Source organism: Caulobacter sp. RHG1 (assembly GCF_013181195.1).
Lineage (GTDB): Bacteria > Pseudomonadota > Alphaproteobacteria > Caulobacterales > Caulobacteraceae > Caulobacter.
The window spans coordinates 343,355-358,778 of the sequence record NZ_SMZP01000002.1 but is presented as its reverse complement, the minus strand read 5'-3'; the positions used below and the strand labels follow the sequence as shown (position 1 = coordinate 358,778).

Annotated in this window: 14 protein-coding genes; 6 read left to right on the top strand and 8 right to left on the bottom strand. The window is 67.6% G+C overall.

Translation table 11 applies throughout. The features are described 5' to 3' along the window. Positions 1 to 68: 68 nt before the first annotated feature. Genes E1H18_RS05385 through E1H18_RS05370 form a run of 4 tightly spaced genes read right to left on the bottom strand, consistent with a single transcriptional unit; the run spans position 69 to position 4,054 of the window. Positions 69 to 1,256, bottom strand: coding sequence for a carboxymuconolactone decarboxylase family protein (locus E1H18_RS05385; protein WP_172264451.1), 1,188 nt, complete (start codon positions 1,254 to 1,256; stop codon positions 69 to 71). A 28-nt stretch (positions 1,257 to 1,284) separates the two neighbouring features. Next, a complete protein-coding gene (locus tag E1H18_RS05380) occupies positions 1,285 to 2,427 on the bottom strand; it encodes an aldo/keto reductase (protein WP_172264449.1) in 1,143 nt (380 codons plus the stop codon). 27 nt (positions 2,428 to 2,454) lie between these two features. Then, positions 2,455 to 3,453 (bottom strand): aldo/keto reductase, encoded by a 999-nt coding sequence (locus tag E1H18_RS05375; protein ID WP_172264447.1) that lies wholly within the window; start codon positions 3,451 to 3,453, stop codon positions 2,455 to 2,457. A 25-nt stretch (positions 3,454 to 3,478) separates the two neighbouring features. Further along, positions 3,479 to 4,054, bottom strand: coding sequence for a flavodoxin (locus E1H18_RS05370; RefSeq protein WP_172264445.1), 576 nt, complete (start codon positions 4,052 to 4,054; stop codon positions 3,479 to 3,481). 160 nt (positions 4,055 to 4,214) lie between these two features. On the opposite strand from E1H18_RS05370, the gene E1H18_RS05365 reads away from it, so the two are divergent. From E1H18_RS05365 to E1H18_RS05355, 3 genes are all read left to right on the top strand, one after another. Then, the gene (locus E1H18_RS05365) at positions 4,215 to 5,108 is read left to right on the top strand and encodes a LysR family transcriptional regulator (protein ID WP_172264443.1); all 894 of its coding nucleotides are present in this window, start codon (positions 4,215 to 4,217) and stop codon (positions 5,106 to 5,108) included. 106 nt (positions 5,109 to 5,214) lie between these two features. Beyond that, complete coding sequence (locus E1H18_RS05360; RefSeq protein WP_172264441.1) at positions 5,215 to 6,348, top strand: hypothetical protein; 1,134 nt, start codon at positions 5,215 to 5,217, stop codon at positions 6,346 to 6,348. Between the two features lie 386 nt (positions 6,349 to 6,734). Further along, a complete protein-coding gene (locus E1H18_RS05355) occupies positions 6,735 to 8,828 on the top strand; it encodes a catalase (protein ID WP_172264439.1) in 2,094 nt (697 codons plus the stop codon). Between the two features lie 40 nt (positions 8,829 to 8,868). On the opposite strand, the gene E1H18_RS05350 is transcribed toward E1H18_RS05355, so the two are convergent. Further along, positions 8,869 to 10,083: an FAD-binding oxidoreductase gene (locus E1H18_RS05350; protein ID WP_172264437.1), complete on the bottom strand. Its 1,215-nt coding sequence runs from the start codon at positions 10,081 to 10,083 to the stop codon at positions 8,869 to 8,871. 177 nt (positions 10,084 to 10,260) lie between these two features. Here E1H18_RS05350 and E1H18_RS05345 point away from each other — a divergent pair, with 177 nt between their 5' ends. From E1H18_RS05345 to E1H18_RS05335, 3 genes are all read left to right on the top strand, one after another. Further along, positions 10,261 to 10,608, top strand: coding sequence for a CsbD family protein (locus E1H18_RS05345; RefSeq protein WP_172264435.1), 348 nt, complete (start codon positions 10,261 to 10,263; stop codon positions 10,606 to 10,608). A 110-nt stretch (positions 10,609 to 10,718) separates the two neighbouring features. Then, positions 10,719 to 11,543 carry a DUF1206 domain-containing protein gene (locus E1H18_RS05340; RefSeq protein ID WP_241735899.1) on the top strand — a complete coding sequence of 275 codons (825 nt, stop codon included), beginning with the start codon at positions 10,719 to 10,721 and terminating at the stop codon, positions 11,541 to 11,543. Further along, positions 11,540 to 12,784, top strand: coding sequence for a DUF2252 family protein (locus tag E1H18_RS05335; protein ID WP_206679026.1), 1,245 nt, complete (start codon positions 11,540 to 11,542; stop codon positions 12,782 to 12,784). Before E1H18_RS05340 ends, E1H18_RS05335 begins: the two co-directional genes overlap by 4 nt. A 62-nt stretch (positions 12,785 to 12,846) precedes the next feature. Here E1H18_RS05335 and E1H18_RS05330 read toward each other — a convergent pair whose 3' ends face one another. From E1H18_RS05330 to E1H18_RS05320, 3 genes are all read right to left on the bottom strand, one after another. Beyond that, positions 12,847 to 13,044 carry a hypothetical protein gene (locus E1H18_RS05330; protein WP_172264431.1) on the bottom strand — a complete coding sequence of 66 codons (198 nt, stop codon included), beginning with the start codon at positions 13,042 to 13,044 and terminating at the stop codon, positions 12,847 to 12,849. A 92-nt stretch (positions 13,045 to 13,136) separates the two neighbouring features. Continuing rightward, positions 13,137 to 14,720, bottom strand: coding sequence for a HAMP domain-containing sensor histidine kinase (locus E1H18_RS05325; protein WP_172264429.1), 1,584 nt, complete (start codon positions 14,718 to 14,720; stop codon positions 13,137 to 13,139). After that, a complete protein-coding gene (locus tag E1H18_RS05320; RefSeq protein ID WP_241735898.1) occupies positions 14,717 to 15,421 on the bottom strand; it encodes a response regulator transcription factor in 705 nt (234 codons plus the stop codon). The genes E1H18_RS05325 and E1H18_RS05320 overlap by 4 nt, the downstream gene beginning before the upstream one ends. Between the last annotated feature and the right edge of the window lie 3 nt (positions 15,422 to 15,424).

The window sequence follows — 15,424 nt, the reverse complement described above, 5'->3', positions numbered from 1 at the left end:
CTGCCGCCTGTTTTTGCTGATCGCATCGTTGGTCATGGGAATTCCGTTTTGGATCGCGGGCTCAGCGCCTATTGGGATGGCGTGCGGTATTCGGCGTCGCTCACCGGGCCCAGCCAGCTCACGCTCGCGCCGTCTAGGGCCTCGGCCACGGCGACATGGGTCATGGCGCTGGTCGGCGCGGCGCCGTGCCAGTGCTTGACGCCGGGGCCGGTCCAGACGACGTCGCCGGCCTTCATCCGGCGGACCGGCCCGCCCTCGGCCTGGACCAGGCCTTCGCCGGCGGTGACGATCAGGAGCTGGCCGAGCGGATGGCTGTGCCAGTTGGAGCGCGCGCGCGGCTGGAAGGTGACGGTGGCGCCGCCGAGACGGGCCTGGCCGGTTCCTTTGAACGGAGAGGTCACGCTGACCGCGCCCGTGAAGGTCGCCGCAGGGCCTTGGACCGGCTGCCGCTCGGGGCCGGTGATCGCGAGGCCCTCGGCCGCCGAAGGCGCCTGCGCGGGGTCCTGGTCTTTGAACACCTTCTCGGCGACGGCGACCGCGGCGGTCGCCTTGGGCCAGCCGGCGTAGAACGCCAGGTGCGTCAGCGTCTCGCCGATCTCTGCCCGCGTCAGGCCGTTCTGCAGGCCCAGGCCGACATGGAAGGCCAGGCCCGCCTCGTCGCCGTTGGCGGCCAGCGCGGCCAGGGTCACCAGGCTGCGGTCGCGTGAGGTCAGGTCGGGCCGCCGCCACAGGTCGGCGAAGACCACATCGTTGGTCAGCGCCGCCAGCTTGGGTGCGACCGGGCCGATGGTCGCCGTCACCGCCTTGGCGCGGGCCGCGTCCGAGGCGGGGAGGGGCACGCTCGCCGTCACCGGGGCGCGCAAGGCAGCCATGTCGACGCCCCGGTCGGTGAACGCCTTCTCGATCACCTCCAGCGATGACACCGCATTGGGCCAGCCGGCATAGAAGGCCAGGTGGGTGACGGCGCCGGAGATCTCGCCGGGCGTGACGCCGTTGTCGAGCGCGCGGCCCAGGTGCCCCGTCAGCTGGGCGGTCTTGCCGGTGGCGATCAGCACCGACACGGTCACCAGGCTTCGATCGCGCGGGCTCAGCGCCGGATTGATCCAGACGTCCCCGAACAGGACGTCGTCGGTGTAGCCGGCAAGCCCCGGGGCGACGGCCTGCATGGCCTTGGGCGCGACGGACTTGCGGTCCTGCGCCTCGACCGGGGTCGCCAAGGTCAAGGCCGCGATGGCGGCGACGACAGGCTTCTTCATCGAAAGCTCCTTTTCGGAGGAATGGGGATCAGGTCTTGGCGGGGGCCTCGATCTCCGAGAAGGCCAGGACGCCCTGGGGCAGCCGCAAGCCCTGGATCTCGATCGCAGAGGCGGCGGCTGTCAGTTCGCCAAGTTCGGCAGGCGTGAAGCGGACGCCGGCGGCCCCGGTGTTGTCGATCATGTGCGCCATCTGGGTGGCGCCCGGGATCGGCACGATCCACGGCTTCTGGGCCAGCAGCCAGGCCAGGGCGATCTGGCCCAGGGTGGCGTTCTTGCGCTGCGCCCAGGCCTTGAGCAGCTCGACCAGGGCCAGGTTGTGGGGCAGGTTCTCCGGCGCGAACCGGCCCTCGACCTTGCGGATGTCGCCGTCGGCGAAGCGGGTGCCCGCGTCGATGGCGCCGTTCAGGAACCCCACGCCCAGCGGGCTCCAGCAGACAAAGCCGATGCCCAGCTCCTCGCAGGTCGGCAGGACCCACTTCTCCGGCCCGCGCCAGAGCAGCGAATACTCGTTCTGGACGGCGGTCACCGGCAGGGCCGCATGGGCGCGGCGCAGGGTCTGCTGGCCCATCTCGCTGAGGCCCCAGTGCAGGACCTTGCCCGCCTTCATCAGGTCCTGGATCGCGCCGGCGACGTCCTCGATGGGGACCTGGGGATCGACGCGGTGCTGGTAGAGAAGGTCGATGCGGTCGGTGCGCAGGCGCTTGAGCATGCCTTCGACCGCCGTCTTGATGTGCTCGGGGCGGCTGTTGAGGCCGGGACCGCGCCGGCCGGTCTCGGGATCGATGTTCCAGCCGAACTTGCTGGTGATCACCACCTTGTCGCGGAACGACTGGATGGCCTCGCCCAGGATGCGCTCGTTCTCGAACGGACCATAGGCTTCGGCCGTGTCGAAGAAGGTGACGCCCCGCTCATAGGCGGCCCGGAGGATGTTCAGCATCTCGGGCCGATAGGGGACCGTGGTCGTATACGCGCGGTGCATGTTCTGCACGCCCATGCCGATGCTGGAGACCTCCAGCCTACCGAGTTTGCGCCGCTCGCCGCTGGCGGCGGGCGCCTTGGCCCTGGTCTGGGCTGCGGCCCCGCCGGCGGCAGCTGCGGCCGGCAGCGCCAGGCTTAGCGCCAGGAGATTGCGGCGGCCGACGCCGGCGATGCTGTTGGTCTTGTCATCCATGAAGAGTTCCTGTCGCGGGAAGATGGGCTAGCGGCCGGTCTGGGCCAGGACGGCTTCAGGAAGCCGCGCGCCCTGGATGGGGATATTCGCGGCGGCCTCTTCGATCGAAGCCAGGTCCTGCGCGGTCAGCTCGACGTTGGCCGCGCCCAGGTTCTCGGTCAGACGATGCAATTTGGTGGTGCCGGGGATCGGTACGATCCAGGGCTTCTGGGCCAGCAGCCAAGCCAGGGCGACCTGAGCGGGCGTGGCCTGCTTTTGCTCGGCGATGGCCTTGAGCAGATCGACCAGCGCCATGTTGGCAGCCCGGGCGTCGGTGGCAAAGCGCGGCGAGATCGACCGGAAATCGGTGGGGTCGAGCTTGGTGGTCTCGTCGATCTTGCCGGTCAGGAAGCCCGCGCCCAGCGGGCTGAACGGCACGAAGCCGATGCCCAGTTCCTCGCAAGCGGCGAGGATGCCGTTGTGCTCCACGTCGCGGGTCCACAGCGAGTACTCGTTCTGCAGCGCGGCGACGGGCTGAACGACGTGGGCCCGGCGAAGCGACTCCACGCTCGGTTCAGAGAGCCCGAAATGCTTGACCTTGCCGGCCGCGATCAGGTCCTTCACGGCCCCGGCGACATCCTCCATCGGCACGGCAGGATCGACACGGTGCTGGTAGAGCAGGTCGATGTGGTCGGTGCGCAGGCGCTTCAGCTGGGCTTCGGCCACGGCCTGGATGTGCTTGGGCCGGCTGTTGAGACCGCCGTTGCGGCCGCCGGTCTCCAGGTCGATGTCGAAGCCGAACTTGGTGGCGATCACCACCTGGTCGCGAAACGGCGCGACGGCTTCGCCCAACAGCGTCTCGTTGGCGAACGGCCCATAGGCCTCGGCCGTGTCGAACAGGGTCACGCCGCCATCGAACGCCGCGCGGATGACGCCCAGGGCCTCCTCGTGGGGCGTCGGCGCGCCGTAGGCCGAGCTCAGGCCCATGCAGCCATAGCCGAGGGCGGAGACTTCCAGGCCGGCTTGGCCGAGCTTGCGCTTTTGCATGATCTCTTCTCCTGAATTGGGTGGGTCAGGCGCGGGCGATCGCGCCCAGCCATTGGCGGACTTGGGTCATGGTCCGCCGCTCCTGATCGGCTTCCATCGAGAAGGCCGGGAGGAAGCGCGCCTGGGGCGCATGGCGCTTCAGGACGTCCTGGCTGTCGCCGAGCCCGAAGCCGCCATGGGTGATGAAGGGCCGGATCGTCTTGCCCGAAAGATCGTGCGCGGCCAGGAAGCTGCGGATGATCGGCGGGGCGGTTTCGCCCCAGATCGGAAAGCCCAGGAACAGGGTGTCGTAGCGGGCGATGCCTGGGATCTTGGCCTTCAGCTCCGGCCGAACACCCGCGTCACGTTCTTGGCGCGCCTGTTGCACCGTCTGCTCGTAGTCTTCGGGATAGGGCTTGGCGGGTTCGATCGCGAACAGGTCGGCCTTCAGCTCGCGATGCAGCTGACCGGCGATGACTCGGGTGTTGCCCGAGCGGGTGAAATAGGCGACCAGCTGGCCCGAACCGGGCGAGGCATTATCACGCTCCTGGGCCATGCATGCGCTGGCGCCCGAGGCCAGCATCAAGGCGGCCGGCGCGCCGAGCGCGGCGCGGCGGGACATGGCTTCAGGGGATTTGGATCTCGTCGTGGATTTGGTCATCCCGTGCTCCTCGTTCGCGAACGCGAAGCCCCCAACGCCTTCGACAGGGGAAAAGATAGCGCTGGCCCACTGATCGAATTAGGCGCGATAATCGCCATGTCGCTTTTAGTAGGGCTAATAAATGGCGCGAGGTTTCGACGAGCTGGCCGCCTTCGCCGCTGTGGCCAAGGAACGTAGCTTCACGCGCGCCGGCGCTAAGATGGGTGTCTCGCCCTCGGCGCTCAGCCAGACGATCAAGGGCCTGGAGGAGCGGCTAGGCGTGCGGCTGCTGACCCGCACCACGCGTAGCGTGGCGCCAACGGAGGCCGGGGACCGATTGTTGCTGACGGTAGCGCCGCGCTTCGAGGAGATCGAACAGGCGCTGGCGGCCTTGGGCGAGATGCGAGAGCGGCCCGCTGGCACGATCCGCATCACCGCCGGCGAGCATGCCGCGCGCTCGGTCCTGCAGCCCGGCTTGGCCAAGCTGCTGCCGGACTATCCCGACATCCGGGTCGAGATCGTGGTCGACTACGGCCTGGTCGACATCGTGTCGGAGGGGTTCGACGCGGGCGTGCGGCTGGGCGAGCAGGTGGCCAAGGACATGATCGCCCTGCGCATCGGCCCGGAGATGCGGATGGCCGTGGTCGGCTCCCCGGCCTACTTCGCCGATCGTTCAAAGCCCCAGATCCCGCAGGATCTGACCGAGCACAATTGCATCAACATGCGGCTACCGACCTATGGCGGCCTTTTCCCCTGGGAGTTCGAGAAGGACGGCCGCGAGGTGAAGGTCCGGGTCGACGGCCAGCTGACCTTCAACACCATCCGGCAGCGGCTGGACTCCGCCCTGCAGGGCCTGGGCCTGGCCTACATGCCCGAGGACGTCGCCACGTCCTGCATCGCGTCCGGCGAACTGGTCAGGGTGCTGGAGGACTGGTGCCTGCCGTTCCCCGGCTATCACCTCTACTATCCCAGCCGCCGCCACGCCTCGCCGGCCTTTTCGCTGCTTCTGGACGCCCTGCGGTTCAGGGAGCTGTAGCGTCGAGTACTTGTAAGCAGGACTAAAGGGAGCAAGTCCTTTCTACCGGCTAATCGTCGATATGGCGGCGCGATAGCTTCCCTTCGAACACGAAGGGAGATCCGTCATGGGCTTAACCACCAAGCTTTCGCAGCGCGCCAGCCTCGCTGTGCTCGGCGCGATCCTCGGCGGCCTTGCGCTTGCCGGGACGGCGCCGGCGCAGACACTCAAGTCCATTCAGGCGCCGGCCAAGCCCCTCGTCCTGAAGGATCGCGGCAGCTTCTTCGTGGGCGGGCGTTCGGTCGAGCAGAAAGCGGGGGAAATCCTGCTGGGCCCGGACGATAGCGTGACCGTCGACCAGATGTACGTCGAGTACATGGTCCCAACCGGCAAGGCCAAGATCCCAGTGGTGATGATCCACGGCGCGGGCCTGAGTGGGAAGAGCTACGACACCACGCCCGACGGGCGAATGGGGTGGTTCGAATATTTCGTCCGCAAATCCCATCCCACCTATGTCGTCGACCAGGTCGGTCGGGCGCGCTCCGGGTTCAACCAGTCGGCCATCAACAACAGGCTTTCGGGCGCCAGCACCGCGCCGACCGGGTCGGTGGCTCCGACCGCGCCGGGCGCACCGGCGGCGATCGGGCAGGGAGCCTTCCGCTTCGGCGATCGCATCGGCGTCTGGACCAACTTCCGCTTCGGGCCAAGGTTCGGCGAGGCGTTCCCCGGGGGGCAGTTCCCGGTCGAGGCCGTCGGTGAACTCTCCAAGCAGGCCATCCCGGATCTGACTTCGCAGGTGCCGCAGCCCAATCCGACCTTGAAGGCGCTCTCCGAACTGGCGGGCGGCCTGAACGGCTCCGTCCTGATCAGCCACTCGCAGTCCGGTCCGTTCCCCATGGATGCGGCGCTGGTCGATCCGAAGGGCATTGGCGCCATCGTCGCCCTCGAGCCGGGCGTCTGCCGGGCCAACTACACCGACGACCAGATCGCCAAGCTCGCGAAGATCCCGACCTTGGTAGTGTTTGGCGACAATCTGACCGCGCCGACTGGGCTGGGGGCGATGACCTGGCAAAACCGGCTCGACGGATGCCGGGCCTATGCGACGCGGATCGTGGCGGCAGGTGGGCGAGCGGACATAGTCGTGACGGCCGACCGCGGCATTAGGGGCAACAGCCACATGTTGATGCAGGATAAGAACAACCTGCAGATCGCGGACATCATCCTCAAATGGGTCGATGAACGGGCCGGGCGACCTTTCTAGCTCGATGCTGAAAGTCGCGCGATCCAGCCGCCCAGCACGAAAAGCCGGAGAAGCCGCCACTTTCCTGGTGGATTGCCAACGACAGCTCTTGGCGCATCGCCACCCGTTGTTGCGCCGAACGTATCGAAAGCTCCAGCGGTCGTTATAGGGTTCGCCGGTGTCCGGGAGTGATGACCAAGGCCCCCGCCTGCGACGCCAGCACCTCCCTTGAACGCCCGATTCCGGAGAGTGCTCGAAACAGCAAATGGCGCTGCGTTCTGCAAAAGCGGTGTGAAAAAGGAGGAGGCGAGCAAGTTTCACCCGCTCCGCTTTGCCTAAGGTTGGCTTTAGGAACCGGCGTGGCCAGGGCGAGTTTGCCCCTCGATTTTCAGATCGAGGAGGCGACCATGGACGACGGCTTCACCACCGAGCGCGGCGAGGGCGATGAGACCCATCAGCGCGTTCCCGACGGCGGCCCGCATAGCTCCGCAGGCCACCTGACCACCAACCAGGGGATTCGCGTTTCCGACAACCAGAACCAACTGAAGGCCGGCGCGCGTGGGCCGGTGCTGCTGGAGGACTTCGTCCTTCGCGAGAAGATCTTCCACTTCGATCACGAGCGGATTCCCGAGCGCATCGTCCATGCCCGCGGCTCAGCCGCGCACGGTTACTTCGAGGCCTATGAGGGCGCGGCCAAGCTGTCGAAGGCCGACCTTTTCCAGTGCCCCGGCGAGAGGACCCCGGTCTTCGTGCGCTTCTCCACGGTGGCCGGCGGCGCGGGCAGCGTCGACACGCCCCGCGATGTGCGCGGCTTCGCGGTGAAGTTCTACACCCAGCAGGGCAACTGGGATCTCGTGGGCAACAACATCCCGGTGTTCTTCATCCAGGACGCCATGAAGTTCCCCGACCTCGTCCATTCGGTGAAGATGGAGGCCGATCGCGGCTATCCGCAGGCCGCCAGCGCCCACGACACCTTCTGGGACTTCATCAGCCTGATGCCCGAGGCCACCCACATGATCATGTGGGCGATGAGCGACCGGACCATCCCGCGCTCTTTGCGCACCATGCAGGGCTTTGGGGTCCACACCTTCCGGTTGGTCGACGCCAAGGACAAGGTCACCTTCGTCAAGTTCCACTGGAAACCCAAGCAGGGCGTGGCCTCGACGATCTGGGACGAGGCGGTGAAGATCGCCGGCGCCGATCCCGACTTCCAGCGGCGCGACCTTTTCGAGGCCATCCAGCGCGGCGACTTCCCCGAGTGGGAGCTGGGCGTCCAGGCCTTCGACCAGGCCTTCGCCGACAGCCTGCCGTTCGATGTGCTGGACCCGACCAAGATCATCCCCGAAGAGGTGCTGCCGGTGCAGCCGATTGGCCGAATGGTGCTGGATCGCTATCCCGACAATTTCTTCGCCGAAACCGAGCAGGTGGCCTTCTGTCCCGGCAATATCGTGCCGGGCGTCGACTTCACCGAGGACCCCCTGCTGCAGGGACGCCTGTTCTCCTACCTCGACACACAGAAGAGCCGGCTGGGCACGGCCAACTTCCATCAGATCCCGGTCAATGCGCCCAAGTGCCCGGTGATGAACTTCCAGCGCGACGGCATGATGCAGATGCTGCAGCCCAAGGGGCGCGCCAACTATGAGCCCAACAGCTTGGCGGAGACGGCGAGCGAGGAGGGCGGGCCGCGTGAGTGCCCGGTGACTGGATTCCGAACCACCAGCGCTGGCGGCGACCTGGGTGTGGAGAAGTTGCGGGTCCGTCCCGAGAGCTTCGCCGACCACTACAGCCAAGCGCGTTTGTTCTTCCGTTCGCTGGACCCGGCCGAGCAAGCTCACCTGGCCTCTGCCCTGGTGTTCGAGCTTTCCAAAGTCGGCATCGAGGCGGTGCGGACGCGGATGCTGTCCAACCTGGTCAATGTCGACCCTGACCTCGCCAAGCGGGTCGGCGCGGGCCTGAACATGCCCGTTCCCAAGGCCTCGAAAGCAGCGGTTCCGGTCCAGGACCTGGAGCTGTCGCCGGCCTTGCGGATCATCAACGGTCCGCTGGAACCGACCGACATCAAGGGCCACGTCATCGGCGTGCTTGTCGCAGACGGGTCGGACGCCAAGGCGGTCGACAAGCTGAAGGCGGCGATCAAGAAGGCCGGCGCGGTGGCCAAGGTCATCGCCCCGAAAATCGGCGGGGCCAAGGGCGCAGACGGAACCTTGATACCGGCTGACGGCCAGCTGGCTGGGACGCCGTCCGTGACTGTCGACGCCATCGCGCTTGTTCTCTCCGAGGACGGCTGCTCGGCCCTGCTCAAGGAGGCCGCCGCCGTCCAATTCGTCATGGATGCGTTCGGCCACCTGAAAGCCATTGGCGCGACAGAGGCGGCTCAGCCGTTGCTCGACAAGGCCGGCGTCGAGCCAGACGGAGGCGTGACTGACTTGGGCGGCGATTTCATCGCTGCGGCGGCCAAGCGCTTCTGGGATCGCGAGCCGAAGGTGCGCGTGCTAGCCTAGCCTTGATGAGGTGACGCTCGTGGTGCGAGCGTCACCTGGGTCAGGCTCGATAGAGGTCGGCGTCAGGGTCGCGTTCACCTCGGATTTCGGCCGCGACGATCTGCGAGGCGATTACCGAATAGGTGATGCCGTTGCCGCCAAAGCCCATGACGGCCCAGGTATGATCCATGCTCTCCACGGGGCCTATGCTGGGCAGCCCCGTCGCGCTCTCGCCAAAGGCGCCGGCCCAGCCATAATCGAGCTCGAACGATACATCCGGCAGAAGCCGTTGCAGCTTTCCGGTGAGGATCTCGCTTTTGCGCTTCAGCTTCGCTTTGTCCTGGTGGGCGGTCGCAGAGGCTTCGTCTTCGCCGCCGACGATCAGGCGACCGTCACCGCCCATACGCAGATAGAGGTACGGGTTGGACGCCTCCCAGATCACCGTGTCCTTCAGCCAGGTAGGACAACGCTGGCGCGGCTTGGACGCCATCGCCCAGGTCGAGATGATCTCTGCCCCCGGGGTCGGGACACCCTTGGGGAACTCGTAGCCGCAGCAGAACACCACCGACTTGGCCCGCACCGCGTGACCCGCATCGGTCAGCAGCGTCACCCCGTCTGGATCGCTGACGACTTGCATCACCTCGACAGGCGACCAGATCCGCGCGCCGTTCGCATGGGCGCGTCTCAGAAGCGCTGCCGCCAGTCGGGCGGGATCGCCGCTCGCCGAACCGCTTGAAAGGATGGCGCCCGTTCGCGTCACGCCGAACCGCTCGCTCAAGGCTGCCGCGCTCAAGGACTGGCTATCCAGGCCGATCGCCGCGCGGGCGTCCGCCTCGGCTTCCAACGCGCGACAGCCATAAGCGTCGCCCGCCAGATAGAGCGAAGACTTGTCCTTCAGCCCGCAGACGATGCGCTCTTCGGCGACGATCTGCTTCAGGGCGTCCACCGCCTGGCGGGACCTGAGATAAGCCCGCTTGGCGTTGGCTACGCCGATCTTCTGGGTGAGCGTCGTCAGCGGCAGATCGATCTCCCACTGCAGCAACGCCGTCGACGCCAGGGTCGACCCCATCAGGGGCGCGCGGCGGTCCAGCACCGCGACCGCGTGATCCTTCGACAGCGCGTGAGCCATGAAGGCGCCGCTGATGCCTGCCCCGACGATGGCGACATCAACGCTGATCGCGGCGTCCAGTGGCCGTACGGGCACGCCCAATCCAGGGCTGTCGGCCCACAGCGATCGGCCTGTTCTGAGATCGCGCTTGATCGTGGTTCCGGTCATCAGGGCCTCTCTATGAGCGAGAGTTAGCTCTCCAAGTCCTTTGCAGTTCCGCCGCCGCTGAGCCTTAGCTTTGAGCTTGCCGCCCTGGGTCGACGTTTGATCTGGAACCGCGACCATGGGCGCGGGTTTGGGGGATAGCGCCGCGACAGACGCGGGCTTTCAGCGCCGCAGGAGCAGATGATGGACGATCAAGTGATGGGTGTGGCCAAGCAAGGCTTTGGTCGGGTGCAGGACGCTGTCGGTGGCCTGACGGGCGACACGGCCCTGCAGGGTAAGGGCAAGATCAACCAAGCCGCCGGTGCGGCGCAGCACGCCTTCGGTGAAGCCAAGAGCAGCCTTCTCGAAGCCGTCGACGAGATCGTCGGCAGCGTGCGCGGCGAGCTCCACACACAGCTCGACACGGTTGAAGGCTATGTTGTGACGCGCCCGCTGCAAGCGCTTGGCGTCGCGGCCGGCGTGGGTCTGTTGCTGGGGCTGCTGCTGCGTGGCCGTACGAGGACGGTCTATACCCGCGCTCCGCGCTAGCGTCCCGAGGCGTTGACTCATCGCGCCCTCGGGTCGTCCCCGAGGGCGTCGCCTTTGGCGGGGCTGTGAAATTGATGGATTTGGCGAGGATCGTGCGGACGCCGCGGCGCTTGGCGGCGACGCTGAACGTGACGTGGGTGCTCGAAGGGGCGTCTCGCCTGGGTTATGCGGCGCGCGGGCTGGTCTATGTCGGTCTTGGGGTGATCGTCCTGCTGGCGGCGACCGACGTGACGCCACGGGCCCAAGGGGCCAAGGCGATGCTGGCGGCCTGGGCGGGCTGGCCGCTTGGCCTGGCCTTGGTTGGCATTGTCGCGGTGGGCCTGCTGGCCTTTGCCGTCTGGCGTGCCTTGCAAGCGATCTTCGACGCGGACCAGCATGGCGCTTCGCCCAAGGGCGTCGCGGTTCGGATTGGGCAGGCGGTCAGCGGCCTGATCTATGGCGGCCTTGGCTTCTGGGCGCTGGAACTACTCGACGCGTTCGAGGATGTCGGAGAGGCTGACGAGGAACAGACCGCACGTGGGGCGGCAGCCACCGTTCTGGCTCTGCCATATGGTGAAATCCTGTTGCTCCTGGCGGGTGCCGTGATGCTGGGCGTCGGTATCGGCAACGTCGTCCAGGGCCTAGCCCAGGACTTCGCCAAGCGCTTGCGCTGTGACGACCGGATCTGCCGCTGGGTCGTGCCGATGGCCAAGGTCGGCTACGCGGCGAGAGGGCTGGCGACTTTGCCGGCGGGTATATTTCTGATCCTGGCGGGTCTGGAGGCGCGCAGCCGCGATGCGCGCAGCTGGGGCGGCGCGCTGCAGGCGCTTGAAGCTCAGCCTTTCGGATCCTGGATGCTGGGTCTGGTGGCCCTCGGCCTGATCGCCTTTGGCTTGTTCGGTTTCGTTGAAGCCCGCTTTCGGCATATCCATCCCAGCCTGGCGCTGGCGTCTTGAGCAAGGCCGAGCGCCTGGACCGACTGAGGGCCGCGCGGCGCGCCCAGGCGGTGAAGCCCGGTGAGCGTGGTCCGATCCTGGCGCGCACCCGAAACCTCAAAATGGCGCGCTCGGCCCACGCCTATGTTCGAGGCAGCACCGTCAAGTTCTACGAGTGGCTGGGGACGCGCGCCTCGATCTTGCCGAGCGGACCGTCCGTCTGGATCTGCGGCGATTGCCATCTGGGCAACCTCGGCCCCCTGGCCAACGCCAAGGGGCGGGTCGACATCCAGATCCGCGATCTCGACCAGACCGTGGTCGGCAATCCCGCCCACGACCTGATCCGGCTGGGACTATCCCTGGCGTCGGCCGCGCGCGGTTCGGATCTGCCGGGCGTGATCACCGCCCAGATGCTGGAGGCCATGATCGTGGGCTATGAAGAGGCGCTGGCCGCCGACTTCGATCAGGAGGCCCCGCATCCGCCGATGATCGGCGCGGTCCTGCGCCAGGCCGATCGCCGAACCTGGAAGCACCTGGCCAATGATCGGCTGGCGGGCGTGCGGCCGGAAATCTCGATCGGCAAGCACTTCTGGCCCATTACCTGCACCGAACGCCACGAGATTGAAGCGATCTGCGCCAGCCCGCCGGTGCGCGACCTGGTGACCAGTCTGAAGTCGCGCGGGCGCAAGGACGAGATCCGGATGCTGGACGCCGCCTATTGGGTAAAGGGCTGCAGTTCCCTGGGCCGCCTGCGGTTCGCCGCGCTGCTGGAGGTCGATGGCGGCGATGGACCGCCCGACATCTGCTTTCTGGACATCAAGGAGGCGATCAAGGCCGCCGCACCGCGGGAGGCGGGCGCGGCCATGCCACGCGGCAACGCAGAGCGGGTGGTGGCCGGGGCGAGGGCGCTGTCGCCGAACCTTGGCCAACGCATGGCGGCTGGCCGTCTGCTCGACAAGGCCGTCTTCGTGCGCGAGCTGATGCCGCAGGACATGAAGCTGGAGGTTGTGGGTCTAGAGCCGACTGAGGCCATGGATGCGGCCCGTTCACTCGCGCGCGTGGTCGGCGACGCGCATGGCCGGCAGATGGACGCCGCCACGCGCAAGGCCTGGATCGCCGACCTGGCGCGCAACCGTTCGGGGGCGCTGGATGCGCCGTCTTGGCTATGGTCGAGCGTTGTGGACCTCGTTGCAGTCCACGAGGCGGCTTATCTGGAACACTGTCGTCGCTATGCCTTGGGCCTGGCGCAACCCAAAAGCTAGAGCGCGACTTGCCCGACGATAGGGCTTGGTCTCTTGGATCGGGCGCGGTCCATTTGACCGCACTAGAAGCGCTTTCGCCCGATCCTCTCGAACGCAGCATGGGCGCCCGCGGCGAACGCGGCGTGGCGGACAGCCTCTTCCAGACCAGGCGCCTGGCCCGTCATAGCCACTGCCTCGCCGCGCAGGAGCGTCCAACTCCAAGCCCCGCGCTCCTCGCACACCGCCAGCCGATAGGGCGAGCCGAAGCCATCGTCATCCATGTCGTATCCTCCCTGAGCCAGGAGCATGGCGCGAGGCGGTGCAGGCGCGACCGCTGTCGATGTCGAGATCCGATGGAGACGGCGTGCAGAACCTAGGCGGCGCGAGGTAGGGTCACCTCGAACGCCGCGCCGGCGTCGCTCTCGACCAGCTGGATCGCGCCGTGGCTGGCGGCGAGCAGGGATCGGGCGATCGACAGGCCCAGGCCCGTACCACCCTCGCTGCGTCGACTGGTGAAGAAGGCCTCGAACAGCCGGCCGCGATCGGCGGTGGGGACGCCGGGGCCGTCGTCGCTGATGTGCAGCCGGATCGTGTCCGGCGTCTCGTCCACAGTGACAACGACGACAGAGGCCCCAGCCTGGCGGCTGTTCTGCAAGAGCACGCTGAGTACGGTGTCCAGGGTCGCTTCGGAAACCGCCGCGAGCGGCGTCTCGTCCGACACGCGCAGCTCGACCTTGAAGGACCGGCCGACGGCTGCGTCGGCGGCGCGGCGAAGCGGAGCGAGAATGCTGGTCGCCGCGTTCGTTTCCGCGCGGGCCATGTCGGCGCGGGCCAAATCCAGGAGGCGCGTGACCAGCAGGGACAGCCGCGCCGTGTCAGCGCCGGCGTTGTCCAGGAAGCGCCGTCGCTCTTCCGGAGTCATGGTCTCGCCGTGGTCCTGCAGCAATTCCACGGCGCCGGCGATCCCGGCCAGCGGTGTCTTGAACTCGTGGCTGACGGCGGTGGCGAAATCGCGCAAATAGCTCGATCGGCGATCGATGGCCTGGGCCATGGCGCGGAAGTCGTCATACAGGGCCTGGATCTCCAGGGCCGCCGTCGTCGGCGTCTCTGGCGGCGCGCCGTGCCCGGTCGCCATATCCCGCGAGGCCGCGCTCAGGGCCTCGATCGGCCGGGTCACGCCGCGCGAGACCAGGCCCGACAGCAGGACGAGGATGGCGAAGATGCCTGCCACGCCCAGGATAATCTTGCCGCGATCCTCGTAGAGCCCGCGGAACAGCGCGCGGGGCGAACGGGAGAGCAGGATGACCCCGACCACCCGGTCGCCGACGAGGATCGGTCGGGCGTGGTGTAGACGGACATCCGACGCCCGGCTCAGCCATTCGAAGGCGTAGCTGGGGCGATAGTCGCCGTTGTGACGGACGACCGTCCTCGGACGCCCGGCCATGGCCTCCCGGACTTCCGGCAAGGCCGAAAGATCGCCGCCGAGGCCATAGCCCCGCGCGACCACGCCATAGCCATCCAGGACCACGATCGAGGCCAGGGTCGTGCGGGCCGTGCGCTCGATGACCGGGTCCAACACATGGGCCACGCGCGTCGCGGCCGGGTCGGCGACCTTGCCGTTGGCGCTCGGGACCGGGCGCTCGGGCAGGATGCTGGCGGTGCGCAGATCCAGGGTCGTCGGCTCGGGAGCGTAGTAGCCGGGTTCCGCGCGATCGGGAGACGAGTTTGGCGGCGGCGGTGCGCCGGGCCAGTTGACGGCCGCCATGGCGGCCAGGGCCGCCCCTTGAGCCACCAGTTCGGCCTCAGTCTGGCGCACCAGGGTGTTCTCGTAGACGCGCAAGAAGATCGCGCTGATCCCCGGCATGGCGGCGGCGAAGAAGAGCACGGCGAACAGGATTACCCTCAGCCGCAGGCGCGGCCAGCGGCGCTTCAGGAAAGCCTTGGCCCGATCGATCAAGCGCCGCCGCCCTGGCACGCGCCCAGGCGATAGCCGACGCCGGCCCGGGTCTCGATGACGTCATGACCGCCGACCTGCGCAAACTTGCCGCGCAGGTTGCGCACGTGGCTGTCGACGGTGCGATCGGTGATCGCGAAACCGGGGCCACGCAGGCGATCGATGATGGCGTCGCGAGAGAAGACCTTGCTCGGCGCGGCGGCCAGGGCGCGCAGGATGCTGAACTCGGTGACGGTCAGGGTCAGTTCCTGGCCGTCCCACGAAGCGATCCAGCCGTCGGGGTCGAGGCCCAGGCGGCCCCGGCCCATAGCGAGCGGCGTCTCGACCTTCATCGACTGCGAGCCGGTCCGCCGCAGGATTGCGCTGATCCGGGCCGTGACTTCGCGCGGACTAAACGGTTTGACCACATAGTCGTCGGCGCCCAGCTCGATGCCCAGGACCCGGTCGATCTCCTCGTCCCGCGAGGAGAGGAACAGGATCGGCACGTCGCTCTCGCCGCGCAGGCGACGGCAGACCTCCAGGCCGTTCATGCGCGGCATGTTGATGTCGAGCACGACGAGGTCGGGCGCGGCGTTGGCGATGGCGGCCAGCGCCGCCTCGCCATCCTCGGCGTCGCGGGTCGCGAACCCGGCCTTCTCGAGGGCGAAGACCAGGAGCTGGCGGATGTGCGGATCGTCGTCGACGATGAGGATGCGTTGCGACATGGC

What these genes read in the sequence shown, in the direction of transcription:
- E1H18_RS05370 (WP_172264445.1), bottom strand. Translation starts at nt 4,054, where the DNA reads ATGTCCCGCCGCGCCGCGCTCGGCGCGCCGGCCGCCTTGATGCTGGCC.
- E1H18_RS05330 (WP_172264431.1), bottom strand. Translation starts at nt 13,044, where the DNA reads ATGGATGACGATGGCTTCGGCTCGCCCTATCGGCTGGCGGTGTGCGAG.
- E1H18_RS05345 (WP_172264435.1), top strand. Translation starts at nt 10,261, where the DNA reads ATGATGGACGATCAAGTGATGGGTGTGGCCAAGCAAGGCTTTGGTCGG.
- E1H18_RS05365 (WP_172264443.1), top strand. Translation starts at nt 4,215, where the DNA reads ATGGCGCGAGGTTTCGACGAGCTGGCCGCCTTCGCCGCTGTGGCCAAG.
- E1H18_RS05350 (WP_172264437.1), bottom strand. Translation starts at nt 10,083, where the DNA reads ATGACCGGAACCACGATCAAGCGCGATCTCAGAACAGGCCGATCGCTG.
- E1H18_RS05320 (WP_241735898.1), bottom strand. Translation starts at nt 15,421, where the DNA reads ATGTCGCAACGCATCCTCATCGTCGACGACGATCCGCACATCCGCCAG.
- E1H18_RS05375 (WP_172264447.1), bottom strand. Translation starts at nt 3,453, where the DNA reads ATGCAAAAGCGCAAGCTCGGCCAAGCCGGCCTGGAAGTCTCCGCCCTC.
- E1H18_RS05380 (WP_172264449.1), bottom strand. Translation starts at nt 2,427, where the DNA reads ATGGATGACAAGACCAACAGCATCGCCGGCGTCGGCCGCCGCAATCTC.
- E1H18_RS05355 (WP_172264439.1), top strand. Translation starts at nt 6,735, where the DNA reads ATGGACGACGGCTTCACCACCGAGCGCGGCGAGGGCGATGAGACCCAT.
- E1H18_RS05385 (WP_172264451.1), bottom strand. Translation starts at nt 1,256, where the DNA reads ATGAAGAAGCCTGTCGTCGCCGCCATCGCGGCCTTGACCTTGGCGACC.
- E1H18_RS05360 (WP_172264441.1), top strand. Translation starts at nt 5,215, where the DNA reads ATGGGCTTAACCACCAAGCTTTCGCAGCGCGCCAGCCTCGCTGTGCTC.